A 25006-nucleotide genomic window follows, 5' to 3' on the forward strand; every position below is an offset into this window, starting at 1 on the left:
ATGTCCGAGCGCTTCCGCTATATCACCCTCGCCACCAGCCTGCCGCACCTTGGGAGCCTGTTTTCCCAGGCAAAGGTGCCGCTGTCAGAGTTTCGTCTGAAGCAGCGCGTCAAGATGCTGTCGCCCGAACACCAACGCCTGCTCAACCGGGTGATCGAGGTGACGGCATGGTCGGGCGTTGCCCGCTTTGCAAATGACCAGGACGTCATTCGACTGGCGAGAGTGGTCATTGATGATCTGAAGGACAATCCGACACTTCAGGATCTTGTTCGCGCCCGGATGGAAACACGCACGGCGATCGCGGCACTTCGGCTCCGGCATGACGGGCAAGAGGATGCCGGAACGATATCCGAGTGGGGCTTTGGGCGCTGGTGCCGCCAGATTGAGACCCACTGGACAGACCCGGGTTTCGGCCTGTCGCATTTCATGCCCTGGATATCCGAGGCCAACCGGCTGATCCAGGCCGGCGAGCACATCGCCATGGAACGTCTCGTGCTTGGCGAAGTCTTTTCGCAACTGGACCACCATGGCGCCGGTCATGATTTCGATTTCGAGGCCATCGTCATCTACGTCCTGCGCTGGGTCATCGTCGAGCGTTGGTCGCGCTACAGCACCGACGCAGCGCGTGAACGTCTTGAAACCCTTGTCGGCGACATCCTGACGCCCCCAACAGCTGCAGATACCGCGCGCGAGAACCCGCGCCCCGAGGAGGTCCTTTCATGACCAGCCATGTGACGTTGCCAGACCCGAGCGCAGAGATCATCGCCGTCCAGGACGATCTGGTGACGCTTGCACCGCTCGCAGACCACCCTCTGATCAAGAACGAGGTGGTCTACATCATTCCCCACGGACCTGAACGTGAAGGCCGTCCAACGGAGTATCTGAAGGCCGAAGTGCTGCGTGTGCGCGGCAAGACGGCAGAAGCCCAGGTGTTTGAAAGCACAAGCGGTGTGCGGGTTGGCGACAAAGTCATCCAGACCGGCGAGATGCTGTCGGTCGCCCTCGGACCTGGCCTTCTGAGCACCGTCTTTGACGGCCTGCAAAACCCTCTTGCGGATATCGCCGCTCAGCACGGATTTTTCCTGCCGCGAGGCGTGTTGACCAATGCGCTCGACACAGCCCGCAAGTGGTCCTTCGAACCGGCGGTAAAATCCGGCGACCAGGTCCGGGCCGGCGATGTGCTTGGCAAGGTGCCTGAGGGGCGCTTTGAGCACCGGATCATGGTCCCCTTCTCGCTCAAGGGAAAATGGTCGGTCGAGCGTGTGCGCGAAGGCAGCTACACAATCGACGAGATCGTTGTGACGCTGAAGGATGATCGCGGTCAGACACGGGATTTGACCATGGTCCAGCACTGGCCGGTTCGCCGCGCCATACCGGACGCCATGGTCTCAGCCGGTCAGAGTGAACGGCTCTATCCCTCCGAGCCGCTGATCACCACCTTGCGCCTGATCGATACGTTCTTCCCGATTGCACGCGGCGGCATGGGCTGTATTCCCGGTCCATTCGGCGCCGGAAAGACAGTGTTGCAGTCGCTGATTTCGCGGTTTTCCGCGGTCAATATCGTGATCGTCGTGGCCTGCGGTGAACGTGCGGGTGAAGTCGTGGAGACGATCACCGAGTTTCCGCAACAGTCCGATCCATCCGGCGATGGCACGCTGATGGATCGAACGGTCATCATCTGTAACACCTCGTCCATGCCGGTGGCCGCGCGCGAGGCGTCGATCTACACGGGCATCACGCTCGGCGAATATTACAGGCAGATGGGTTTTGACGTGCTGTTGATTGCAGATAGTACCTCGCGCTGGGCGCAGGCCATGCGTGAAACCTCTGGCCGGCTTGAGGAAATTCCAGGCGAAGAAGCCTTCCCGGCCTATCTGGATTCGGCGATCAAGGGCATCTATGAGCGCGCCGGCGTCCTGACCAATGCCGAGGGCGAGACCGGCAGCCTGACCATGATCGGCACCGTTTCTCCTGCCGGCGGCAACTTCGAGGAACCCGTTACCCAGTCGACCCTTGGCACCGTCAAGACGTTCCTCGGTCTATCGGCCGAGCGGGCCTACAAGCGCTTTTACCCGGCCGTCGACCCACTTTTGTCCTGGTCCCGCTATCACGCACAGCTTGGCGACTGGTATCAGGAGAACATTGGCCCGGACTGGGTCGCACGTGTTGAGGAGATGATTGAACTGCTCGGACGAGGCGACGAAATCAGCCGAATGATGCAGGTCACAGGCGAAGAAGGCATTTCGACGGACGACTTTGTCGTTCAGCAAAAGGCCCTGTTCCTGGATATGGTCTACCTTCAGCAGGATGCATTCGACGATGTTGATGCGTCAGCGCCTCTTGCCCGTCAGCAGGAAACATTCGATCTGGTCTATCAGATCGCAACGCGGGATTTCGCGTTCAACGACAAGGATTCGGTGCGCAAGTCCTTCACCGAACTGACCTCCCTGTTCAAGAACCTCAATTATGCTGCAGACGGCTCCAAGGAACGCAATGGGCTGATTTCCCAGATCAAAACCCTTGTCGGCAACCTGCCGACTGCGCAATAAGTTTGCGGCACAGCTGAAAATCGGCGCCGGCGCGGTTCGGCACTTGCTCTCGGCGGTTTTACAAATGCTCCGTTTTCTGGTGCCCAAGGGTTTGTTTTAGAATGACAATTTTGATTACTGGCGGCGCTGGCTATATCGGGTCCCATTGCTGCGTCACCTTTCTGGAAGCCGGCCACGATGTCGTTGTCGTTGACAACCTGAGCAATTCCCGCTCAGAAAGCCTGAAACGCGTTGAGGCGATCACCGGGCAGACGGTCAAATACGAACTGGCGGACATTCGTGACCGTTCGGCCCTCGAAGACATCATGACCCGCTACAAATGCACCGCCGTCGTGCATTTTGCAGGCCTCAAGGCCGTCGGCGAATCCGTCGCCAAGCCGCTTGAGTACTATGAGAACAACGTCATTGGCACCCACAGCCTTTTGAGCGCCATGGAGACCGTTGGTGTTCACCGGCTGATTTTCTCTTCTTCCGCAACGGTTTACGGCGAACCCCAGTTTCTGCCTCTGACCGAAAGTCACCCGACTGGCCCGGTCAACCCATATGGGCGAACCAAGCTTATGGTCGAGGAAATGCTGCGCGATCTGGCGGCGAGCGACCCGAAGTGGCGGTTCACGATCCTGCGCTATTTCAACCCTGTCGGTGCCCATTCAAGCGGTCTGATCGGGGAAAACCCGCTCGGCATACCTAACAATCTCATGCCCTTTATCACCCAGGTGGCTGATGGCCGGCGCGAGCAGCTCTCTGTCTTTGGCGACGACTATGACACTGCCGACGGCACCGGTATTCGCGACTACATCCATGTGGTCGACCTGGTGGAAGGGCACCTGAAAGCCCACGAAGCGCTTGCCAATCTGACCGGTGCGGACAATTGCCTGACCGTCAATCTTGGCACGGGCAATGGTTATTCGGTGCTGCAGATGGTCAAGGCGTTTGAACGGTCTTCCAACAAGAGCATCCCCTACACGATCGCGCCGCGCCGTGAAGGCGATGTCGTCGAGTGTTATGCCGACACGAGCAAGGCGGATGAAAAGCTCTCCTGGACGGCGCAGAAAGATCTGGAAGCCATGTGTCACGACACCTGGAATTGGGTTTGCAAGAACCCCAAGGGGTATGAGTAGTGACCGCAATCGTCCTCCAGATCGACCAGAAATTACCCTCTGATCCAGGCGTCTTTTAAAGAGTCGTCGCGACGGAAAGACGCGCACGATTCGAATAATCTCCGCCTTGCGAACACCTGCCCGCGATGTTACTTAGTTACATGTTATGAAATAACGTGACATTCGTTGGAGAGTCCCTTGTCCGCTTCAAATCCCCGCTTCGCGAAGCTGCCCGGTAGAAAAGCCCTGGTCGCCGCAGGTCTGTTTGCCACCACACTTCTGGCCGGATCCTTTGCCCACGCCGAACCGCGTGTCGTGACGACCATCAAGCCAATACACTCCCTGGTATCAGGTGTGATGAAGGGCGTCGCAACGCCTGACATCCTGATCGATGGTGCCGCGTCACCGCATGGCTTCGCGCTGAAACCCTCACAAGCGACCCAGCTGCAGGATGCGGATCTCGTCTTCTGGGTCGGTGAAGGTCTGGAGACGGCCCTTGCCAAGGCCCTGACGTCCGTCGCGGGCAATGCAGAGGTCATCGAGCTCATGGAAGCGCCCGGACTGACACTCCTGCCCTATCGCACGAGCGGCGGCTTCGGCGCACATGACCATGACGATCATGAGGACGGCGAAGAAGATCATCACGATGATCATGACGATCATGATGAGCATGCGGATGACAAGCACGACGAGGACCATGATGATGATCATGCGCATGGTCACGATGATCATGACGACCATGGCGACGAGCACGAGGAGCATGCAGACGGTGATGAGCACGATCATGATGAACATGATGATCACGCCGAGGGTCATGACGACCATGACGAAGGGCACGACCATGCCGCGGGCCATGATGACCATGACCACGATGGGACGGATGCGCACATCTGGCTCGATCCAAACAATGCTCTGGCAATGATTGACGTCATCGCGGCAGAGCTTGCGGAAAACGATGCGGAAAACGCTGGTGCATATGCGGCGAACGCAGATGCGATGAAAAAGCGGATCACCGAGCTGACGGCGGAGATCGACAAGGAACTTGCCGGCGTTCGTGGGCGTCCCTTTGTCGTGTTCCATGATGCCTATCACTACTTTGAGGACCGTTTCTCGGTCCAGGCAGCGGGCGCCATCACGCTTAATCCGGAAACCCCTGCCGGCGCCGACCGGATTTCCGAGGTCCGTGAGACCATCAAGGACCTGGGTGTTGTCTGCGTCTTTTCCGAGCCTCAGTTCACACCCAAGCTCGTGGACGTCGTCCTGGAGGGATCCAACGCCAAGACCGCCATTCTTGATCCCCTCGGTACAGGCCTTGAAAATGGTCCGGGTCTCTACGAGGCCCTGCTGCGTAAAACGGCGGATTCGATGACCGATTGTCTGTCTTAAGACAGCATCCTGCCGAAGCCAGATAGGCATACCGCCACAAAAAAAGGCCGCGTCCGATTGGGACGCGGCCTTTCTCATTTTACGGGAACGTTCTTGTGGACTGCGGGCTTATCCGCGTGCCTTGTCCGTCGCCTCAAGTGCCTTGATCAGGAAACGATCGCGATCATAGACATCGGCGAAGTAATCAATCTCGCCGTCCATATTCGGCCAGGCCGTGAAATAGGAAACATAGACCGGAATATCGCCACCGACCTTTTCCTGAGCGTTCTGGCCCTGACCGATCCGCGTCGAGACATAATCCTTGGACTTGCCCAGAACAGCGGCCGCCATGGCCTTTGGATCATGCAGGCGGATGCAGCCATGGCTGAATGCCCGCATGTCCTTTTTGAACAGGCTCTTGGACGGTGTGTCGTGCATGTAGATGTGATGTCTGTTCGGGAAGAGGATCTTGACCTCACCAAGCGCATTGCTGCGCCCCGGATACTGGCGAACATTCACAGAAGATTTCTTGGCCGCCACCGAATACCAGTCAATGCTGGCCGAGGAGACCTTTTTGCCACTGACAGTCGTCACTTCGTATCCAGACCGGTCGAGATAGCTTGGATCCTTGGCCAGCTTCGGGATCATCTCATTGACGATGATCGAATAGGGAACGCCCCAATAAGGGTTGTATTCAACCACCTCGATCGTGTCGTAGAAGAAGTTGGTCTGATTGGACTTTTTGCCAACGACAACCCGCATGGACAGCGGATCTTCACCCGGAGCTGTATAAGTCGCGGTGAAAGCGGGCTGGTTGATAAAGACCTTGCGCGCGCCCAGCTCCTCAGGCAGCCAACGGCTGCGCTCCATGGCCAGTTCGACCTTGGAGATCTTGGCTTCATTGGTGACCCCAACCATGGCCCGAATGGAGTTCTTGCCGACGATCCCATCTGCGGACAGACCGTTTTCCTTCTGGAAGGACTTCACAAGAGCAACCAGTTCCGGCGTGTAGTCCTCGCCGTCCTGATAGGCATCGAGCGTTGCGGCGTGTTCCAGCTTCAGCCCATCACTGCCGTTCTTCTCAATGGCAGCGACAACATTCTTCATTTCCGGACTGGTCTTGCCCGGCTTAAGGAAGGTGCCCGGCGCAATCACGATCCGGTCTTCTTCCTGATCCTGGGCACGCAGTTCGGCCAGCTCCTCTTTCAGAGCCTTGAAGTGCGCGCTTTGGGGCTGATGGCCTTCGATAGACGCCTGCGCATTGGCGGCCGAAACGATCTGCTCCATTGCCGCGACCAAGTCTGGCTTGTGTCTTGGCAGGTCGTGATAGCCGGAAATCCGATTGGGATCGACACGGCCACGCTCGGCATCAAGAATGTAGGTCATGACCGCAGACGTCAGCTGCATTTCGAATGCCATGACTGAGGCATCCCGTTCGGCGCCTGCAAGACCCATGAGATCCGGCAATGCGACCTGGTAATCCGTGCTGTCGAGACCAAAATCCGCGGCGCTTGCAAGCGCCAGAAGCGCTTCCATCGCCTTGGGCGTCGGAGCACCGTCCTGGATCCAGACGAAATTGGGGTGCTCGCGGTAAAACGCCTTCAGGCCTTCCGCCACTTCCGGCAAAGCCTCGATCGACATGGACTTGAGAGCAGGACGCGCTTCATCGAACGGGGTCAGGACGATTGAGGCGCTGTCCAATTCGCTGACAGTCTCTTGCCCGGTGCCAGCATCCGTCGCCGGTGCCTCAACCGCAGCAGTGTTGACCTTGGACAGATCGGCCAGCGACACACTCTTCAGGCGATCGGGCTTGTAGGTGAAATATCTGGGCGCGGAGACGCGAACCTTGATCGCCTTCTTGCGCTCCAGCTCCTCTTTCGCCTTGAGTTCACGCAGGCGTGCACCTTCCGGATTGAAGAGGCGCTGGAAGAGGCCCTGGGCGTCTGCGTCGGAGACCGACAGGGGCAGCATAACACCCGAAACGCCAACGGACAGGACGCTGGCAAGCAAGGCAGAGGCGAGCCGGTTTCGGCGGCCAGCCTCGGGCGGCTCTCCATCTCGCACATTGTGGGCTTTTGTCAGGTCACATGGTGCCAAGCTGTTCATTTCGTTTCGCCTTGATCGAAAGGCCGTTTGCCGAGCCTGAAATGGCCGGCCAAAACGGCGTTCATCTAGAAATATTTGTCGCGCATCATGCCTGCCCCGACACGACCGCATTTCACTTTTTCAGTTTCGAACCGGAAACAGCCCACTCATTTCCGATCCTGCCGCAGCACGACGCCAAACGCATACGCAAGCTTCGACAACCAACTTCAACGTCTTTACTATACCAATGCACGTCAGTTGGTTAAGGGCGTTTATGACAACAAGCAGCCGGCTTCACGATGCTGTGACCCAAATGCCGCGGTCAGAGGCGCTTTCCAGCGATGAGTGGCAGCCGTCCAGATGCAAAAAAGCCGGACAGGCTAATGCCCATCCGGCCAATTCTTACCTGAATTGTCGAATCAGAACGGAATTTCATCATCCATAGGGCCGGCACCACCGCCCTGCGGGCCGCCATATCCGCCGCCAGAGGCGCCGCCTCCATAGCCACCACCGGATCCGCCGGCAGAACCACCACCGGATCCACCGCCATAGTCGCCACCGCCAGAGCCGCCACCATAGCCACCGCCTGATCCGCCGCCGTAGCCACCACCGCCTTCACCACCGCCCTCGCCGCGGCCATCAAGCATGGTCAGCGTCGAGTTGAAGCCCTGCAGCACGATCTCAGTCGAATATTTGTCCTGCCCGGACTGGTCTTGCCACTTGCGGGTCTGAAGCTGGCCCTCGAGGTAGACCTTGGACCCCTTGCGCAGATATTGCTCGGCGACCTTGCACAGACCTTCATTGAAGATAACGACCCGGTGCCATTCTGTCTTCTCCCGGCGCTCGCCGGTTCCGCGGTCGCGCCAGGTTTCAGACGTCGCGATGCGCAGGTTTGCAATCGGGCGCCCGTCCTGCGTGCGGCGGATTTCGGGATCAGCTCCCAGGTTTCCAACCAGAATGACCTTGTTGACGCTACCCGCCATGACGCAAACTCCTTCGTCCGTGATCGACCCTGCAGCTTGTGCGCACTGTCCGCAGAAGGCCAAACTTGGCCAACGTGCGGACGCGGCGGCGCTGCTTGCCGATCCTTCGCTCCTGTTATTCCCCCGAACCTAGACCGATCGGGCAGTCGTCGCGGGATGTTTTCCCGCACCAGACGTCCTTTTCCACAAGGTGCTGGGTATTTTGCAAGCCGACAAACAGATCCCTCAGGTCAGAACTGCCTCCCAGAGCCCCTGCCGCCGCCTGTCTCGAGAGACTTCGAACAGCAAGCGCCAAATTCAAAGGCACAATGTTCTTCTTTTGTTTTCTTTAGCAGGAATTGTCAGGAAGTGTAAGATGCAGAGCGTTTTCTGCTTGCACGGCCCGCTTCGTTCCACATATGTTCCCATTCGTAGGATGGTTTTTGTGCTGCGCCTGTTGGCTAACGGGGGATCGAAGCCATCTCATACGCGTATGCCATGGTGGCGCAGGCGATCTAAGTTGCTATATGCGTCGTAGGCAACGACGCGATCTGGTCGTCGTTAAATGACAGGATCGAACCTTTCTGCCCGTTTCCTAACGTGAGCAGACCCCACACATTTGAATTGACCGCGCCAAACATCGCCCGACCGGTCACATCAGGGACGTTTACCGCATGACCAAAAACGCCTCAGGAAGCCGCTCCGGCGCCACAGCATTTGACCCGACCCGGGTTATATCCGTGCGCGGGGCCCGCGAGCACAATCTGAAAGGCGTCGACCTGGACCTTCCGCGGGACAAACTGATCGTCATGACCGGCCTTTCGGGATCAGGCAAATCCTCGCTCGCTTTCGATACGATCTATGCCGAGGGTCAACGGCGCTACGTCGAAAGCCTTTCGGCCTACGCCAGGCAGTTCCTCGAGATGATGCAAAAGCCGGACGTCGACCAGATCGACGGCCTGTCTCCCGCCATCTCCATCGAGCAAAAGACGACCTCGCGCAATCCACGTTCGACTGTGGGCACGGTGACCGAGATCTACGACTACATGCGGCTGCTCTTCGCGCGCGTCGGCATCCCTTATTCGCCGGCGACAGGACTGCCAATCGAGAGCCAGACGGTGAGCCAGATGGTTGACCGGATCATGGAGCTTGAAGAAGGCACGCGGCTCTTCCTGCTGGCGCCGATCGTGCGCGGGCGCAAGGGCGAGTACCGCAAGGAACTCGCCGAGCTGATGAAGAAGGGCTTCCAGCGGGTCAAGATCGACGGCGCCTTCCACGAGATCTCCGAAGCACCTGCTCTGGACAAGAAATACAAGCACGACATTGATATAGTCGTGGACAGAATAGTCGTGCGCGATGATATCGCGGGACGTTTGGCAGACTCCATCGAAACCGCGCTTGGTTTGGCTGACGGAATCGCGATCGCCGAGTTTGCGGACAAGCCTCTGGAGGCACCCGCAAAAGGTGCTGTTTTGCAGAACCAGAACGAGACCCACGAGCGTCTGGTGTTTTCGGAAAAATTCGCCTGTCCGGTGTCCGGCTTCACAATTGAGGAAATCGAGCCGAGGCTGTTTTCCTTCAACAACCCTTTTGGCGCCTGCCCGACTTGCGATGGGCTGGGGACGAAATTGGCGTTCGAGGCCGATTTAGTCGTGCCCGATCAATCTTTATCCCTGCGTGAGGGTGCGATCCTGCCCTGGGCGAAAACCGGCTCGACATCCCCCTATTACAATCAGACACTTGAGGCCCTTTGCCACCATTTTGATATCTCCATGGCAACGCCCTGGAGAGACCTTCCAAAGGAAGCTCAGGACGGCATTTTGTTCGGCACGGGCAAGACGAAGATCGAATTCGTCTATGATGACGGCGTGCGCAGCTACCGCGCCGCCAAGGCCTTTGAAGGTGTCATTGGCAACATCGAGCGCCGCTGGCGCGAGACGGAATCAAACTGGGTGCGTGAGGAGCTTGCGCGGTTTCAGTCGGACCATGCCTGTCCGGCCTGTGGCGGCTACCGGCTCAAACCCGAGGCCCTGGCGGTCAAGATCGCCGACCGGCATATTGGCCAGGTAACCGAACTTTCCATCCGTGATGCAGCGCTCTGGTTCAATGAGCTGCCGGAAAAGTTAAGTCAAAAACAGGAAGAAATCGCCGGGCGGATCCTCAAGGAAATCCGCGACAGGCTGAAATTCCTCAATGATGTCGGGCTGGAATATCTGAGCATGTCCCGCTCTTCCGGCACGCTTTCAGGCGGGGAAAGTCAGCGTATTCGCCTTGCCTCCCAAATCGGCTCCGGATTGACGGGCGTTCTTTACGTTCTCGATGAGCCCTCGATCGGCCTGCACCAGCGGGACAATGCAAGACTGATCGAGACGCTCAAACATCTCAGAGACCTCGGCAACACGGTCATTGTCGTGGAACATGACGAGGACGCCGTGTTGACCGCAGACTATGTGGTGGATGTGGGCCCTGGCGCCGGCGTACACGGCGGCGAGATCATCGCGACCGGCACACCGGCTGATGTCATGGCCAATCCCAAGTCCCTGACCGGGCAGTATCTGTCCGGCGCCAAGATCATCCCGCAGCCGGACGAGCGACGGAAGATCAACAAGAAGCGCAAGCTGTCCGTGGTGGGTGCAAGGGGAAACAATCTCAAGGATGTGAGCGTTGATGTGCCGCTTGGCACTTTCACCTGTGTCACCGGTGTTTCCGGCGGCGGCAAATCGACGTTCCTGATTGATACGCTGTTCAAGTCGGCCGCGCGGCGTCTGAACGGTGCGCGCGAAAACCCTGCGCCACACGACCGGATCGACGGGCTGGAACATATGGACAAGGTCATCGACATTGACCAGTCCCCGATCGGGCGAACACCCCGCTCGAACCCGGCAACCTATACGGGCGCCTTCACCCCGATCCGTGAATGGTTTGCGGGCATGCCGGAGGCCAAGGCGCGCGGCTATCAGCCTGGACGGTTCTCCTTCAACGTGAAGGGTGGACGCTGCGAGGCCTGTCAGGGCGACGGCGTCATCAAGATCGAGATGCACTTCCTGCCAGACGTCTACGTGACGTGTGACGTCTGCAAGGGAAAGCGCTACAATCGCGAGACCCTTGAGGTCCAGTTCAAGGGCAAGTCGATTGCCGATGTGCTCGACATGACGGTTGAGGAAGCCGCCGGCTTTTTCTCGGCAGTCCCCTCTGTTCGCGACAAGATGGAAACCCTTGCGCGGGTCGGCCTCGGCTATATCAAGGTCGGACAGCAGGCAACGACGCTTTCCGGCGGTGAAGCGCAGCGGGTAAAGCTGGCGAAAGAGCTGTCACGGCGATCGACCGGACGCACCCTTTATATTCTGGATGAGCCGACCACAGGTCTTCATTTCCACGATGTGGCAAAGCTGCTGGATGTTCTCCATGAGCTGGTTGACCAGGGCAACAGCGTTCTGGTCATCGAGCACAATCTGGAGGTGATCAAGACAGCCGACTGGATCATCGACCTTGGCCCGGAGGGCGGGGATGGCGGCGGAACGATTGTCGCCACCGGCCGGCCGGAGGATGTCGCGCGCGTCGAAGCCAGCTACACAGGCAAGTTCCTTGCGGAGCTTCTCGACCGTCGGCCGCTAAAAGCCACCGATGCAGCCGAGTAATATCGCAATGCAGCAATTTGCGGTAGATACCTGTTTCTATTGCAAAATATTTGTTCAATTGCGCATTTTTGTGACAGTCTTATGTTGCATTGCACTGAGCGCATGACAGTCATGCGCTATTTGCGCTTCTTTTATTTCGACCCTCGAATTATATCTTCTTCATCAGATTGATGACGCGGCGCACAAATAAATGTTGCGACGCCGTATAAAGGATCAGTAAGATGTTGGACAACGTCGCTCGCAAGTACAGCAGCTGGGTCAAGTACCGTCGCACCGTCGATGAGCTTTCTCGCCTGTCACAGCGCGAACTGCGTGACCTTGGCATCAACCGCAACGAGATCAAATTCGTAGCGCGCCGTAACGCAGTCTAATAGAGATCGCGTCCCCAAGAGCCACCTCCTCCCAGGCTCCGGGACGTGTGACACCGGCGGGGCACCCTCCTCCCAGTCTCGCCAAGTCAAAACGTCGCCCACCAGCACCTCCTCCCGCTGGTGGGCGTTCGTTTTTCTAGGCCTCAGTTTCAATATTCAGCACTGAACCGATATCTCTTCGCAGTATTCGCGCAAATTCGAGACCGCCGCCTTGATTAAGGTTTGGCGGTATTTTTATGTCCGGACGCCTGTTGCTTTCACACCTGGATCTATTTTCACGTTCGGTATCCGGATTTTTATCTATGGCTCAAACATTAATACAATCGATGACCTGCGTTGGACGCAGAACAGATTTGCGTTTTGGCCTCTACCGCAATGCATCATGCTGGCCTATCTACCCCTCATAAGATTTGAACGGGCCAGACGCCGATCCGCGGAGCCATGGCCATAAAGATAGAAAGGCCACTTCGATGCTCGATACCGTTGTTCGCAAATACCAAAACTGGAAGCGTTTCCGGACCACCTATGATGAGCTGTCCCAGCTCTCCAACCGTGAACTCAATGACCTCGGCATTAGCCGTGCAGACATTGCCCGTCACGCGCGCGGTTCCATGCGCTAAAGACTCCCGTCGGTTCCGATCCTCCCACGGAACCGATTGGTGCGCTCCGCTTGCAGCGCGGAGCAGAACAACGCCTGCCGGATCCTCCCACCGGCAGGCGTTTTCTATTTAAGACCCTCAGTTGGCCTTGAGCCTCAGCCTGAACGCTGCGACATCCAGACGGAGAGTTCGGAAATTCTTGGCGGCTTTCCATTCGAATCGGGCCAGGAATCAACCGCGTAGACCTTGCCGCTTTTCTTTTCCCGAACGGTCGCTGTCGCATGCGGGTATCTGCCGTCCAGGAAAAAGCCCCGAGCAACTGGCGAACTCACCGTATGATGCTTGATATAGCCGTGCCGTTGCGCGACCAGCAGCAATGAGTTCGTGTTCGTCGATTCGTCGATACAATCCATCTGCCCACGGACGCCAGCATTTTGCATGTCAAGCCCGCCCACATCCTTGGCGGACCCAACCGTGCCGGCAACCCGCCGTTCCTGCCACTGCACCGCCTTTGCAATCGCCTTGCGTTCGCCTGCCGGTGACCGACGTCCTGATGCCAGGATAGAGCGCAAACGGGAAAGGTCCCGGGCCGAGAAATCGACCGGTGTCTTATAGGCGCAGCCAAAGCCATGGCAGACGTAGATGCGATTTGCCTTGGGTGCGAGGCCTTTGCTGCCATCATACCAGCCATTGGCGTCACCGTTGGCCTGCCCCGCGCAGCCTGCGAGCATCAGCCCGAGACACAGAAGCGCTGGCGCGATCCAAAATCTGCTGGAAAATATACGCATCCAGTTTTCCCCCGGCCCTCGCCGCTCTGCGCCCCGTCGCGCATACGGTCCATTCCCTTTGGTCATTTTGCACGATGGCATTGCCGCAGGCGAGCCAAGACTGTAATCAGGGCCATGAAAAAGCGCCGGCGAAGGCCGTTTCAAGCCTTGCTGACATGAGCAAGCTCGAAACCCCGCGGCCAATTACTCCCGAAGGACGAAAGAATGAACCCCATCCATGTGATAGGCGGCGGCCTCGCCGGTTCGGAAGCAGCCTGGCAAGTCGCGCGCCAGGGCATCCCGGTCGTGATCCACGAGATGCGACCCGTGCGCAAGACCGATGCGCACCAGGGAGAAGGTCTGGCAGAACTCGTCTGCTCCAATTCCTTCCGCTCTGACGACAGCGAGCAAAACGCTGTCGGCCTGCTTCATCACGAGTTGCGCAGGTCTGGCTCCCTGATCATGTCCTGCGCCGACGCGAACCAGGTTCCTGCAGGCAGCGCACTTGCGGTTGACCGCAATGGCTTTTCAGATGCTGTCACCAAGGCGCTGGAAGACCACCCCCTGATCACGGTCACACGCGAAGAGATCTCTGGCCTGCCCCCGGAAGATTGGGACAGTGTCATCGTCGCAACCGGCCCGCTCACCTCTCCAGCCCTGTCAGAAGCCGTGCTCGAGCGGTGCGGTGAAGATGCCCTGGCGTTCTTTGATGCCATCGCGCCGATCGTTCACTTCGAAAGCGTCGACCTGTCCAAGGCCTGGTTCCAATCCCGTTACGACAAGGTTGGACCAGGAGGCACCGGCAAGGATTATCTCAACTGTCCCATGGACAAGGAACAGTACGATGCCTTTATCGATGCGTTGATCGAAGGCGACACGACCGATTTCAAGGAATGGGAAGAAAACACGCCTTATTTCGACGGCTGTCTGCCGATCGAGGTGATGGCCGCGCGTGGCCGGGAAACACTGCGCCATGGCCCCATGAAGCCAATGGGCCTGACCAATGCACATAACCCTGATGTCAAAGCCTATGCTGTGGTTCAGCTTCGCCAGGACAATGCGCTCGGCACGCTCTACAACATGGTCGGTTTCCAGACCAAGCTGAAGTACGGCGCGCAGGGAGACATCTTCAAGATGATTCCCGGCCTAGAGAATGCCCAGTTTGCCCGCCTCGGCGGCCTGCACAGGAACACATTCCTGAACTCGCCGAAGGTTCTCGACGGCAGCCTGCGGCTTAAAGCTGAGCCGCGTTTGCGCTTCGCCGGACAAATCACCGGCTGCGAGGGCTATGTGGAATCGGCCAGCGTCGGATGCATGACCGGTCTGTTCGCTGCAAAAGAACGGCTCGGACAATCCTTCGAGAGCCCGCCGGAGACAACCGCCATGGGCGCTCTTCTTGGTCATATCACCGGGGGCCATATTGCCCGTGAGACGGAGCAAGGCTCGCCGCGGTCATTCCAGCCGATGAATGTCAATTTCGGCCTGTTTCCGCCGATCGAAGCTCCCAAAACCGATGCAGATGGCAAACGGCTGAAGGGCAAGGACAAGACACGCGCCAAGAAAGGCGCGATGACCCAGCGCGCGAAGCAGGATTTCGAAGGCTGGATTTTGGCATTCGAACCGCCGCAGGCTGCGGAATAAGTCAAACAAGCTTGATCGGGTCTCTTTCCTGTTGAATTGGTTTTGATCCTAAGCAGCTGTTTGACGATCTCCCGTAGCTGTATCCTGTTGCCGCTTTGGCGAAGCAGGTGGCCAAGACACCTCCTGCTCGCCATCCTGCGCCAGATAGGTCGTCGAAGAAGGAAACGCGAAATCTGCGCCACAACTGTGCACGATCTCCATGAACTTGAGCAGCATGCTTTCTTGCGTTGCTAAGAACGCATTCCTGTCGCTCGTTTTGATATAGGCGTAGATTTCAACATCGAGCGTATAGGCGGCCATGCCAACAAAATGTACACGCAAAGGCGCTTCGGCAACCATCTCGTGCGCTTCCAAATAGCTGCGTATCGCTTCAATGATCTGAGAGATCTGACTTTCAGATGTCTCATAACGAAGTCCGAGCGTGTGGCGCAGTAGAAATTGATCCCGACGGCTGTAATTGATGATCTTGCGCTTGGCCAGGTCCGCATTTGAGATCGTAATTATCGTACGATCCAGCGCCCGAATACGCGTTGAGCGTATCCCAATCGCCTCAACAGTTCCGGACAGGTCGTCGAATTCACAAAATTCTCCCACCCGCACCATTTTGTCAGCATACAGAATAATGCCGCCAATCAGATTTTCCAAAGTAGGCTGGGCTGCGAGTGCAACAGCCAGACCACCAACGCCCAAGCCAGCGATCACTCCATAAACAGGTATGCCAATACGGGTCGCCCCATATCCGGTGATGATCAAGGCAGCCGCAAGTCCCAACAGCCTCAAAGCCGTCAACAGAAGACTGGAATCCATAGGTTGGCCGACACCCACCGGAGTACGAATGATCCAGACGCTGGCGAGGTCGATTATGCGATAAACCAGCCACCCGAGACAGGTCCAGACAAGAGCCGTCGAGATGGCTCCCACCGCAACCATCGTGTTACCCGTGATATTGACCTGATCCTCGATCAAATATCGATAGGCCAGGATCGTTCCAATGATCAGAATCGGCAACTGAAGAGAGCGAAGGCGACGACGCGATTCCAGAACAGGAACTGCGCGCATCCGGCCCCAACGGGACAGAAAGACAGGTAGCGAGACAGCAATAACCGTCAGCAGTACCAATGCAATCCACTGCCAATAGGCCTGGGATAAGATATGACGACCGAGCCACGACGGGCCTGCGCTAATCATATTGTACCATTTGGGCGCAACCAGATTACCGGGCGTGTAGATATAATAGGCGTAAAGATCGTCACCATTGTCAGTGCGTGGCGCAAAAGCCTTGATCAATTCATAATCTTCGGGAATCTGCGCGACGGACTCTCGAGTCATCAAAAACCGGCTTCCTGCCCCCGGAACTCTAGTCCGCTCAAAGACAAGATCAGTCCCGGGAATTGTCCAACGCTCAGGCAACTCGGCAATAGCCTTGGAATTCAGAAACGATCCCGCGGCAGCTCCCGGAACATCCTCTATGTTCGGAAGATAGATCCGATCGAGTATCTCTTGAAACTGTAGTACGATTTCGAGGCTAGCACGATCTCGCGCAGTCTCGGGAATACCCGACAGATCAAAAACACCGCTAGCTTTGTCGAGCAAAGCCCGAACCTGCTGGAGTTTCAACTCCTCAGTATCACTCAGAAAGCGCTCATTGCGTTCGTAAAATTTTATCCTCACATCACGCCAGACAGTCTCCGCCTGGTTCATAAGCAAAATAAAGCTTTCCAGACTGGCACGCGGGCTGCTGGTATCCGGCGGCGCAAGAGGGTTTTCTCGAAGATAGGTTTTGAGATCGAAAGTTGTCTCGAGAACGATTTCATCATCGGTTGATTGATCGTCTTGGTCGTCTTTCGCGGCCGTCTCCTGGGCAAAAGCCAGATTGTCCGACTGCCAAGGAAACCATCCCGTCAGGAGGATTCCGAAAAAGAGAAATGCAGAGACTGCATTTCGAAAGCTGGAAGTGGGAGCAAGTGGACCCATGGATACCCTCAAGATTTGCGAGGAAGCTGACCACGCAGAAGACTCGAAGGTTACGCTTAACAGGAAGACCTAAAGCCAAGGTTACGGATAGTTTCCCTCCGCATCTTTCTGATCGTAATATCCTGCAAAATTAGACATGAAAACGCGACTTGCGCGCGGCGCGCCAGAGCGCCCACTGGCGGCGCAGTTGCGACAGCTCGACCGGCGTTTTGAGTGGGTCGTGGCCGGGCGCTTCCATCTTTTTCAGGAAAGGTTCAACGAGCGCCAGCGGCAGGAATGCGGGCGCAACATTGGCAGGGATTTGCGAAACCGATGCGCGGACACGGCCAAGATGATGCCGCACGTGGGACCGAAGCTCATTAAGCGCAGCCATCAGTTCCGGTGTTGTTTCACCCTTGAATACAGCCTGCGTTTCGACGCCATGGCGCGCAAGCAGGTCCGCTGGCAGATACATCTGACCGCGTGCGGCGTGCCAGGGCAAGGCGCGCATGAGACCACAGAGCGCATAGGCGACACCGGCATGACCGGCAATTTCCCCTGTGCCCGGGTCCGCGCCCTCGTTGAGAATGATCGCACCCAGCTGGATCAGCGCCGATGCGGTCTCGCCGCAATAGCCCTCCAGATCATTCAGGCTCGGCATCGGATCGTCATAGAGGTCGAAAACCCTCGCATCGATCATCGAGACAAGCGCGGTTTTGGGCAGCTGGTACCGTTCGACCGTCTCAGCAAGCGCCGCTGCCACGGGATTGGCGTTTGCGGCGCCGTGTTCCGTGCCTTGAAGAAAATCGCGCCACCACTGTAGCCGGACCTCGCCAGGAAGGGGATCGCTGACAAGATCGCGAACACGGGCAATCTCGGTGTTGAACGCATAAAGCGCCAAGAGCCCGGGACGCGTCGCCTCAGCCGCAAAAAGCGCCGCAAGATAGCGATCGCGATCCTGGCCATAAACCAGATCTCGCGCGTGATCGAAGTTACTGCTCATGGCTGTTCATATGGCGCTGGCGCCCTTTTAGTCCACGGCGAGAAGCGCCGCCGCAACGGCGCGCTCTTCCGACAACATCACGTTGAAGGTCCGGACCGCCGCGCCGGTCGACATGCTGTCGACCATCATCCCGGCATCCCGGAAGGCCTGTTTCAGATCTGCCGGCAACGGCCGAAGATCCTTACCGGTTCCAACGAGCACGACTTCGATATCTTGCTGCTCATCGAAAAACCGCTGAAAGGCAGTGATATCGAGATCTTCGAAGCCGGCCGCGTTCCACCCGTGAATTCCCGATGGAACGCAAAGAATGGATCCCAGATGAGACATCCCTGCGAAGCGGAAGCCGCCGCCGCCATAAGCGTCCAGCGGCGCCCGCCCCGGAAAATGCGCGTCCCGGATTTCCATAACGTTTCCTAGGCCGCAGCGGCCGGATCGGCGTCTGCCTCAGGTTCCGCGTCATCTCCATCCGGCGATTTTCCATCTCCACGCAGGTTGAGGAGAATCAGGAAGGGAGCTGCGAGGAAGATCGAGGAATAGGTGCCGATCACGATGCCGAAGATCATCGCAAGAGTGAACGAGCGGATCACTTCACCGCCGAAAATCCAGAGCGAAATCAGGGCAAGGAGCGTCGTCACAGACGTCAGGGTCGTTCGCGACAGGGTCTCGTTGATCGACCGGTCGAGAACATCTGTCAGCGACATCTTCTTGTAGCGTCTGAGATTCTCGCGGATGCGGTCATAGACAACAACCGTATCGTTCAGCGAGTAGCCGATGATCGTCAGGACCGCCGCGATGGACGACAGCGAGAAGTCCAGCTGCAGGATGACGAAAAGACCAATCGTGACAATGACGTCGTTCGCAGTGGTCAAGATCGCGCCGACAGCGAATTGCCATTCGAAGCGGAACCAGATGTAGAACAGGATCGCGATCAGGGACGCTGCGACGGCGATGGCGCCGGCGCGAGCCAACTCACTCGAAACACGCGGTCCGACGACCTCGACGCGGCGGAAGTCGATGTTGTCATCCTCGAAGGCCGCACGCACCTTGCCGACAACCGACTGCTGCGCAAGTTCGCCGCCGGGCTGTTCTTCGATGCGCACAAGCACTTCTTCGGGAGACCCGAATTCCTGCACCTGGACATCGCCCAGGTTCAACGTGCCCAGCTCGGAGCGGATGGCGCCGATGTCGGCCGGTCCTTCCGTCCTCATTTCGATCACGGTGCCGCCCTTGAAGTCGATACCGTAGTTCAGACCGATGGTCACGAAGACCGCGATCGAAGCTACCGCCAGCACGATGGAAAGGGGGAAGCTTATCTTGCGCCACCACATGAAGCGGTAGCTGGTTTCATCCGGAACAAGTCGGAGCAATGCCATTTCTTCTTCTCCGGATCAGATTGGGAGTTTCGACGGCCGGCGATGACGCACCCAGAGGGCGACCATCATACGGCTGAAGGTAAAGGCGGAAAACACTGTGGTGAAGATCCCGATGGCCAGCGTGACGGCAAAGCCGCGTACAGGACCCGAGCCCAGCTGGAACAGGATCAACGCCGCAATGAGCGTGGTCACATTCGCATCGACGATGGTTCCAAGCGCACGTTTGTAGCCCGCATCAATGGCCGATATGGCCGATCTGCCTGCCCTCGCCTCTTCTCGAATACGCTCGAAGATCAGCACGTTCGCATCAACGGCCATACCGATGGTCAGGACAATGCCCGCGATACCGGGCAAGGTCAGCGTTGCCTGCAAGATGGTCAGGGCACCGAAGATCAGGAAGATGTTGGCCGCGAGCGCAATGTCTGCAATCAGGCCGAACCGTCCATAGGACAGCAGCATGAAGATAACCACCGCTGCTCCGGCGATCGTCGAGGCAAGCTTGCCGGCCTCAATCGAATCTGCTCCAAGACCAGGACCGATGGACCGTTCCTCGATCACAGTCAGCTTGGCGGGAAGCGCGCCTGCGCGCAGGAGCACGGATAGGTCATTTGCACCGTCGACGGTGAAGTTGCCGGAAATCTGACCGGATCCACCCGTGATCGGCTCACGGATCACCGGTGCGGAGATCACCTCTTCATCCAGAACAATGGCAAAGGGACGGCCGACGTTCTGCTGCGTCACGACCGAGAACTTGCGCGCGCCGGAGGTGTTGAACCGGAAGTTTACGACCGGCTCGTTGTTGCGCTGATCGAAGGTGACCTGCGCATCGACGAGGTCTTCGCCGGTCAACAGAGGCGACTCTTCCAGCAAATAGGGAATGGGGGGATCATCTACCGACATCATCACCACAGTGCCCGCGGGCGGACGCGACTGCATCGCCTGATCGCCGGACATGGAGGTGTCTACCATGTGGAAGGTGAGCTGCGCGGTCTGACCGACCAGATCCTTCAAGCGTTCGGGATCATTTTCACCCGGGGCTTCCACGAGGATACGATCAGAGCCCTGCCGCTGGATATTCGGCTCGGTCGTGCCGAGTTCATCGACGCGGCGGCGAATGACCTCAATCGACTGTTCCACAATCGATTGCATCCGCTGGGAAAGGCCTTCATCCGTGTAGGTGAAGCGGACCAGGCCATCGTCGGTCATCTCGAAGTCAAACTCATTGACCTGCTGGCCGCCGAAGACTGACGACACAAGCGGATTGACCAACTCGGCGAGGCGCTCACGTGCATCCTCCAGGCGATCCAGATCCCGAATACGAACCTGTGCAGATTCGCCCTGAACACCGAGGCCGGTGTATCCGATCCGCGGCTGCTCGCGTAGCGAGGCACGGATCTCGCCCACCAATGTCTTGAAACGCTTCTGGATGTAGTCTGGCTGGTCGATCTCATAAAGGAGATAGGCGCCGCCTTGCAGATCCAGACCGAGAACCATCTGGCTCTTGGGCAGGAAATCGGGCCAGCTCTCAACGGTCTTGGCGGAGAAGAAGTTCGGCAGCGTGGCGAGGACACCAGCAGCGACCACAAGGGCGATCAACGCGATCTTCCAGCGGGCAAAATAAAGCATGACGAAAGCCTGTCTTGGGAAGCCAGGCCGGCGAACCGGCCCGGCGCAGGAGCATTTTTCCTGGCTTGGAAGGTAGCGTTATGCGCCTTCTTTAGCCGGCTCCGACTTGGACCGAACTTCCTGGACCATGGAGCGCACGATGCGAACCTTGACGCCCTCGGAAAGTTCAACCTGGAGCTCTGAATCGTCTACCACCTTGGCAACCTTGCCGATCAGACCGCCAGTGGTCACGATGGTGTCGCCGCGGCGCAGGTTCGCAATCAGCTCCTGATGCTGCTTCATGCGCTGACGCTGAGGCCGGATGATCAGGAAATACATGATCGCGAAGATCAGCACGAACGGCAGAAGCGACATCAGAAAGTCCGGGCTAAGCGGGCTTCCGGATTGCGCATAGGCTGGGGTGATAAACATCAAATTCTCCTCAAGGGCCAATCTCACCAGGCACCCCTTTTGGGCTCCCTTGCGAAAATCGCCAAATTCCAGTGGCCGGACTATACCGGCGGCGCTCCGGTTTTCAAGTAAAGCAGACGCTTTCAGGCGTACCGCTTTGCGAATAAGCGGCGTTTTCCAGATGCATTGCCCGTGCTACTCGTCATGAACGCCCTGTCAGACCCCAAAGTGGGTCGAAGAACAAAGGTTACAAGAGCAAATGTCCGAGCGTTCCGAGCTGACCTCTCTTAATGAAAAACTCGATTCCCTGATCGCGTTGATTTCGCGGGCTGTTCCCCAGGAGCCTTCCGCTCCGGACTTCACTGCCTCCGACGCGTTCGTTTGGACGGCAAACCCTGAAGAGCTGGTTCCCGTCGAGAAGGTGAACCGGGTCGACATTGCGTTACTGTGCTCGGTCTCACGTGTGCGTGACCTGCTCCTTGACAACACCCGCCGATTTGCCTCGGGCCTCCCAGCGAACAATGCGCTCTTGTGGGGCGCGCGGGGCATGGGGAAATCGTCACTCGTGAAAGCGGCACATGCCGCCATAAACGCCGAGTTGACGGACAATGCGCTCAAGCTGGTGGAGATCCACCGGGAGGATATCGAAAGCCTGCCGGCGCTGATGAAACAGATCCGGGACGCATCCCAGAGGTTCATCATATTTTGCGATGATCTCAGCTTTGATCACGACGACACATCTTACAAATCACTGAAGGCGGTGCTGGAAGGTGGGATCGAGGGCCGACCGGAGAACGTCCTCTTCTACGCCACGTCCAACCGGCGCCATCTTCTGCCACGCGACATGATGGAGAATGAGCGTTCCACGGCAATCAATCCGTCGGAGGCTGTGGAGGAGAAGGTCTCCCTGTCCGACCGCTTCGGGCTCTGGCTCGGGTTTCACAAATGCAGCCAGGACGATTATCTGGAGATGGTCAATGGCTATGCGGACCACTACGGCCTGAATCTGGACGCCGCGGACCTCAGGGCCCAGGGCCTCGAGTGGGCAACCACGCGGGGAAGCCGTTCAGGTCGTGTAGCCTATCAATTCATTCAGGACCTGGCCGGGCGGCTCGGACAAAAACTTGACTAGCCGCCACGCGCTTTGGACTGAAAATGAAAAAGGCCCCGGATTTTCCGGGGCCTTTTTTCTTGATATGAAGAAACAATCAGGTCTTCGGCATATAGCGCATCGGATCGACAGGCTTGTTGCCGCGCCGCAGCTCGAAGTGAACCTGGGGCTGGGACACAGAACCGGTCGCACCGGCCAGACCGATCACTTCACCGCGTGAAACCGAGTCGCCACGTTTGACGTTCAGCTTCGAATTGTGAGCATAGGCGGACACCCAGCCATCCTGGTGGCGCAGCAGTACCAGATTGCCATAGCCCTTGAGCTCATTGCCCGAGTAAATCACTGTTCCCGAATCTGCCGCCTTTACCGGGGTTCCCTCAGGAACGGCCAGATTGACGCCGTCATTGCGAGCGCCTCCCGGTTTGGTGCCGAACTCCGAGATGATCCGGCCACGAACCGGCCAGCGGAAATTCGGGCCGCTCTCGACCACTGGATCTACACTGGCGACCACCTGTGGGCGCTGGATCGGCGCAGTCGGCTTCACATCTTTCTGGACGACCGCTGGCGTTGTTGAGACCACGGCTGCGCTCGGCGTATTGGCCGAGCGACCAGGCATTGCTGCCGGTGTCGGCACGTTTCCGCTGACAGAAGAGACCTGTGCTGGCGCGCTGACACTGCCCGTGTGAACAACAGACGGTTTGGAGCGAGGAGCTGCACTTATGCGGATTGGCGCTGCATCGTTGGCGACCGTTCCACTCTTCACTTCGGCAAAGCTTGGCTGACGGAATGGCTTGCGATGAGGCGATGGCGCAGAGGCCGTGATGGTCTGCGCCGGACGAACAGACCCTGTCACGATCTGATCATCAGGAAGGTCACGCGTCGGGGCACGCTGAGGAAGACGTGTAATCTTGGTCGGTTTGATCGGCTTGTCGTCAGCTGTCGGCGCACTCGAAGAGCCATTGCGGTCAGAATAGACATAGGTCGGAATGACAATGGTCTGACCGGGACGGACCTGAGCGGGGTCTTCGATACCGTTAACGGCAACGATGGCCTTCACCGGGACGCCGTAACGACGCGAGAGGCTGGTGACCGTATCGCCCGAACGTACTGGAATGCGCGTCCCGCCTACAGAGCTCCAGCCACGCCATGTCGTTGGTGCACTGGCGGCAATTTCAGGAGCCGGAGCTGTCACGACCGGCGCACTGGCGACCGGTGCTTCGTAGGTCGGGGCCTGGTAAGTCGGGGCTTTGTAAACAGGTGGTGTATAGGTCGGAGCTTTCGCCACAGCAGGCAACGGAGCTGCCGCAACCGGCACACGGCTCGGGCTGTCAGGAATCGAACCCGTTGTCAGCGGCTGGCTGGATGCAGGCGGCAGACCTGCGGCCGTTCCGCCAGGACCATTGACTATGTCCTTGTAGGTCGGCTGCTGCTCACCATTGGCCAAGATAGACCGCTGATTGGTGGTGCCGCCGGTATAGATCGGAGCTTCGCCGAAGCGCTCTGTCGCGGCACTACACCCCGCAAGAACTCCTGCGGTCAGTGATACAAGAGCAACCCTTGAAATGAGGTCACTGCGGAGGGTGCGCTCCCGCTTGATCATCGCTCTACTCAAACCAATACTACTGTTTCCGTTATGGTTAAGAGTAGAAACCAGTAAGGTTTACAAAGAACTAAGAACGCAGGGAAAGTTGCTCGCGAGCGGCGCGAAACCACAGCTGAACCGCGGTAAAATCAAACGCGGAGCCAATGCGTATCAGGTAAGACAGTTGAGCCGTTACAGACGCTCTGCCGCGCCTTTGATGAGGCTGACCATTCGCACGATTTCCAAATCTTCGCTTTGGTCGCCGTCCTCACCTCGTGTGACACGTGTCATGATCTGAGGCTTTCCGGACAGACCGACAGGCGCCATCAGAATGCCGCCAGGGGCCAATTGGGACAGGAGCGCTTCCGGGATTTCTTCAACGGCACCCGTCAAAACGATTCGATCGAAGGGCGCTTTCTGCTTCAGGCCCTCCATGCCGTCGCCCACATGAATGCGGACATTCGAGAGCTTGAGAGCGGCGGTGCGTTGACCGGCAAGGCTCGCCAGCGTCGCGTATCGATCAATGCTGTCGACCTGTCCCGCCAAATGCGCCAGCACGGCTGCCTGATATCCGGAGCCGGTTCCGACCTCGAGAACGCGATGACCTGATTCAAGCTTCAGCGCCTGGGCCATGCGGGCCACAAAGGAAGGCGCGAGCACCACCTGACCGCATTCAATCGGCAGGGACGAATCCTCATAGGCAAGACTGTGGTGCACGGCTGCGAGGAACAGGCGCCGGGGTACTCGCTCGATGGCGGACAAGACTGCCCGGTCACCAACGCCGTGACCGCGCAGCGCCAAAACAAGCTGCGCGCGTGCCTGGACTTCGTCTGTTTCGACGCTGAGGGGATCTGAGGGGAGTTGCATCGGCGACAGATCAGTCATGATGGT

At 58.0% G+C, this 25006-nt stretch carries 20 protein-coding genes; 9 read left to right on the forward strand and 11 right to left on the reverse strand.

Going from position 1 to position 25006, the window contains the following annotated elements; translation table 11 throughout:
- From IG617_RS20820 to IG617_RS20835, 4 genes are all read left to right on the forward strand, one after another.
- The gene (locus tag IG617_RS20820) at window positions 1-723 is read left to right on the forward strand and encodes a hypothetical protein (RefSeq protein ID WP_192111170.1); all 723 of its coding nucleotides are present in this window, start codon (window positions 1-3) and stop codon (window positions 721-723) included.
- Complete coding sequence (locus tag IG617_RS20825) at window positions 720-2549, forward strand: V-type ATP synthase subunit A (RefSeq protein WP_192111171.1); 1830 nt, start codon at window positions 720-722, stop codon at window positions 2547-2549. The genes IG617_RS20820 and IG617_RS20825 overlap by 4 nt, the downstream gene beginning before the upstream one ends.
- 101 nt (window positions 2550-2650) lie before the next feature.
- A complete protein-coding gene (gene galE / locus IG617_RS20830) occupies window positions 2651-3670 on the forward strand; it encodes a UDP-glucose 4-epimerase GalE (protein WP_192111172.1) in 1020 nt (339 codons plus the stop codon).
- Window positions 3671-3847: 177 nt separating this feature from the next.
- Window positions 3848-5035, forward strand: coding sequence for a zinc ABC transporter substrate-binding protein (locus tag IG617_RS20835; protein WP_254170666.1), 1188 nt, complete (start codon window positions 3848-3850; stop codon window positions 5033-5035).
- Between the two features lie 108 nt (window positions 5036-5143).
- Here the strand turns inward: IG617_RS20835 and IG617_RS20840 are convergent, their stop codons facing one another.
- Both IG617_RS20840 and IG617_RS20845 read right to left on the reverse strand, forming a co-directional pair.
- Window positions 5144-7120 carry a L,D-transpeptidase family protein gene (locus tag IG617_RS20840; protein ID WP_192111173.1) on the reverse strand — a complete coding sequence of 659 codons (1977 nt, stop codon included), beginning with the start codon at window positions 7118-7120 and terminating at the stop codon, window positions 5144-5146.
- Between the two features lie 398 nt (window positions 7121-7518).
- Complete coding sequence (locus tag IG617_RS20845; RefSeq protein ID WP_192111174.1) at window positions 7519-8082, reverse strand: single-stranded DNA-binding protein; 564 nt, start codon at window positions 8080-8082, stop codon at window positions 7519-7521.
- Between the two features lie 653 nt (window positions 8083-8735).
- Between IG617_RS20845 and uvrA the strand changes: the two genes are divergently transcribed.
- The 3 genes from uvrA to IG617_RS20860 all read left to right on the forward strand — a co-directional run bounded on the left by uvrA (window position 8736) and on the right by IG617_RS20860 (window position 12690).
- The gene (gene uvrA / locus IG617_RS20850) at window positions 8736-11699 is read left to right on the forward strand and encodes an excinuclease ABC subunit UvrA (protein WP_192111175.1); all 2964 of its coding nucleotides are present in this window, start codon (window positions 8736-8738) and stop codon (window positions 11697-11699) included.
- A gap of 221 nt (window positions 11700-11920) precedes the next feature.
- Complete coding sequence (locus tag IG617_RS20855; RefSeq protein WP_153769289.1) at window positions 11921-12070, forward strand: DUF1127 domain-containing protein; 150 nt, start codon at window positions 11921-11923, stop codon at window positions 12068-12070.
- Between the two features lie 470 nt (window positions 12071-12540).
- Complete coding sequence (locus IG617_RS20860; RefSeq protein ID WP_192111176.1) at window positions 12541-12690, forward strand: DUF1127 domain-containing protein; 150 nt, start codon at window positions 12541-12543, stop codon at window positions 12688-12690.
- A 134-nt stretch (window positions 12691-12824) separates the two neighbouring features.
- On the opposite strand, the gene IG617_RS20865 is transcribed toward IG617_RS20860, so the two are convergent.
- Window positions 12825-13457: a hypothetical protein gene (locus tag IG617_RS20865; protein ID WP_192111177.1), complete on the reverse strand. Its 633-nt coding sequence runs from the start codon at window positions 13455-13457 to the stop codon at window positions 12825-12827.
- Window positions 13458-13661: 204 nt separating this feature from the next.
- Between IG617_RS20865 and trmFO the strand changes: the two genes are divergently transcribed.
- Window positions 13662-15077, forward strand: coding sequence for a methylenetetrahydrofolate--tRNA-(uracil(54)-C(5))-methyltransferase (FADH(2)-oxidizing) TrmFO (trmFO, locus tag IG617_RS20870; RefSeq protein ID WP_192111178.1), 1416 nt, complete (start codon window positions 13662-13664; stop codon window positions 15075-15077).
- 48 nt (window positions 15078-15125) lie between these two features.
- Here trmFO and IG617_RS20875 read toward each other — a convergent pair whose 3' ends face one another.
- From IG617_RS20875 to yajC, 6 genes are all read right to left on the reverse strand, one after another.
- Complete coding sequence (locus IG617_RS20875; protein ID WP_192111179.1) at window positions 15126-17051, reverse strand: mechanosensitive ion channel family protein; 1926 nt, start codon at window positions 17049-17051, stop codon at window positions 15126-15128.
- Between the two features lie 130 nt (window positions 17052-17181).
- Complete coding sequence (locus IG617_RS20880; protein WP_192111180.1) at window positions 17182-18033, reverse strand: phytoene/squalene synthase family protein; 852 nt, start codon at window positions 18031-18033, stop codon at window positions 17182-17184.
- Between the two features lie 27 nt (window positions 18034-18060).
- The gene (locus IG617_RS20885; protein ID WP_192111181.1) at window positions 18061-18438 is read right to left on the reverse strand and encodes an Mth938-like domain-containing protein; all 378 of its coding nucleotides are present in this window, start codon (window positions 18436-18438) and stop codon (window positions 18061-18063) included.
- Between the two features lie 8 nt (window positions 18439-18446).
- A complete protein-coding gene (gene secF, locus IG617_RS21750) occupies window positions 18447-19406 on the reverse strand; it encodes a protein translocase subunit SecF (RefSeq protein ID WP_254170667.1) in 960 nt (319 codons plus the stop codon).
- Between the two features lie 15 nt (window positions 19407-19421).
- The gene (secD, locus tag IG617_RS21755) at window positions 19422-21032 is read right to left on the reverse strand and encodes a protein translocase subunit SecD (protein WP_254170668.1); all 1611 of its coding nucleotides are present in this window, start codon (window positions 21030-21032) and stop codon (window positions 19422-19424) included.
- A 78-nt stretch (window positions 21033-21110) separates the two neighbouring features.
- On the reverse strand, window positions 21111-21443 hold the full coding sequence (gene yajC / locus IG617_RS20895) for a preprotein translocase subunit YajC (protein ID WP_153769295.1): 333 nt from the start codon (window positions 21441-21443) through the stop codon (window positions 21111-21113).
- 238 nt (window positions 21444-21681) lie between these two features.
- On the opposite strand from yajC, the gene IG617_RS20900 reads away from it, so the two are divergent.
- Entirely contained in the window at window positions 21682-22554 is an 873-nt protein-coding gene (locus IG617_RS20900) for an ATP-binding protein (RefSeq protein ID WP_192111182.1), read from the forward strand.
- Between the two features lie 76 nt (window positions 22555-22630).
- Here the strand turns inward: IG617_RS20900 and IG617_RS20905 are convergent, their stop codons facing one another.
- Together IG617_RS20905 and IG617_RS20910 are read right to left on the reverse strand one after the other, a co-directional pair.
- On the reverse strand, window positions 22631-24133 hold the full coding sequence (locus IG617_RS20905; protein WP_192111183.1) for a M23 family metallopeptidase: 1503 nt from the start codon (window positions 24131-24133) through the stop codon (window positions 22631-22633).
- 174 nt (window positions 24134-24307) lie between these two features.
- Entirely contained in the window at window positions 24308-25000 is a 693-nt protein-coding gene (locus tag IG617_RS20910; protein WP_192111184.1) for a protein-L-isoaspartate(D-aspartate) O-methyltransferase, read from the reverse strand.
- Between the last annotated feature and the right edge of the window lie 6 nt (window positions 25001-25006).

The sequence above is a fragment of the Roseibium polysiphoniae genome (genome assembly GCF_014842925.1).
In the GTDB taxonomy this organism is placed as follows: Bacteria; Pseudomonadota; Alphaproteobacteria; order Rhizobiales; family Stappiaceae; genus Roseibium; species Roseibium polysiphoniae.

What these genes read in the sequence shown, in the direction of transcription:
- IG617_RS20820 (WP_192111170.1), top strand. Translation starts at nt 1, where the DNA reads ATGTCCGAGCGCTTCCGCTATATCACCCTCGCCACCAGCCTGCCGCAC.
- IG617_RS20825 (WP_192111171.1), top strand. Translation starts at nt 720, where the DNA reads ATGACCAGCCATGTGACGTTGCCAGACCCGAGCGCAGAGATCATCGCC.
- galE (WP_192111172.1), top strand. Translation starts at nt 2,651, where the DNA reads ATGACAATTTTGATTACTGGCGGCGCTGGCTATATCGGGTCCCATTGC.
- IG617_RS20840 (WP_192111173.1), bottom strand. Translation starts at nt 7,120, where the DNA reads ATGAACAGCTTGGCACCATGTGACCTGACAAAAGCCCACAATGTGCGA.
- IG617_RS20845 (WP_192111174.1), bottom strand. Translation starts at nt 8,082, where the DNA reads ATGGCGGGTAGCGTCAACAAGGTCATTCTGGTTGGAAACCTGGGAGCT.
- uvrA (WP_192111175.1), top strand. Translation starts at nt 8,736, where the DNA reads ATGACCAAAAACGCCTCAGGAAGCCGCTCCGGCGCCACAGCATTTGAC.
- IG617_RS20855 (WP_153769289.1), top strand. Translation starts at nt 11,921, where the DNA reads ATGTTGGACAACGTCGCTCGCAAGTACAGCAGCTGGGTCAAGTACCGT.
- IG617_RS20860 (WP_192111176.1), top strand. Translation starts at nt 12,541, where the DNA reads ATGCTCGATACCGTTGTTCGCAAATACCAAAACTGGAAGCGTTTCCGG.
- IG617_RS20865 (WP_192111177.1), bottom strand. Translation starts at nt 13,457, where the DNA reads ATGCGTATATTTTCCAGCAGATTTTGGATCGCGCCAGCGCTTCTGTGT.
- trmFO (WP_192111178.1), top strand. Translation starts at nt 13,662, where the DNA reads ATGAACCCCATCCATGTGATAGGCGGCGGCCTCGCCGGTTCGGAAGCA.
- IG617_RS20875 (WP_192111179.1), bottom strand. Translation starts at nt 17,051, where the DNA reads ATGGGTCCACTTGCTCCCACTTCCAGCTTTCGAAATGCAGTCTCTGCA.
- IG617_RS20880 (WP_192111180.1), bottom strand. Translation starts at nt 18,033, where the DNA reads ATGAGCAGTAACTTCGATCACGCGCGAGATCTGGTTTATGGCCAGGAT.
- IG617_RS20885 (WP_192111181.1), bottom strand. Translation starts at nt 18,438, where the DNA reads ATGGAAATCCGGGACGCGCATTTTCCGGGGCGGGCGCCGCTGGACGCT.
- secF (WP_254170667.1), bottom strand. Translation starts at nt 19,406, where the DNA reads ATGGCATTGCTCCGACTTGTTCCGGATGAAACCAGCTACCGCTTCATG.
- secD (WP_254170668.1), bottom strand. Translation starts at nt 21,032, where the DNA reads ATGCTTTATTTTGCCCGCTGGAAGATCGCGTTGATCGCCCTTGTGGTC.
- yajC (WP_153769295.1), bottom strand. Translation starts at nt 21,443, where the DNA reads ATGTTTATCACCCCAGCCTATGCGCAATCCGGAAGCCCGCTTAGCCCG.
- IG617_RS20900 (WP_192111182.1), top strand. Translation starts at nt 21,682, where the DNA reads ATGTCCGAGCGTTCCGAGCTGACCTCTCTTAATGAAAAACTCGATTCC.
- IG617_RS20905 (WP_192111183.1), bottom strand. Translation starts at nt 24,133, where the DNA reads ATGATCAAGCGGGAGCGCACCCTCCGCAGTGACCTCATTTCAAGGGTT.
- IG617_RS20910 (WP_192111184.1), bottom strand. Translation starts at nt 25,000, where the DNA reads ATGACTGATCTGTCGCCGATGCAACTCCCCTCAGATCCCCTCAGCGTC.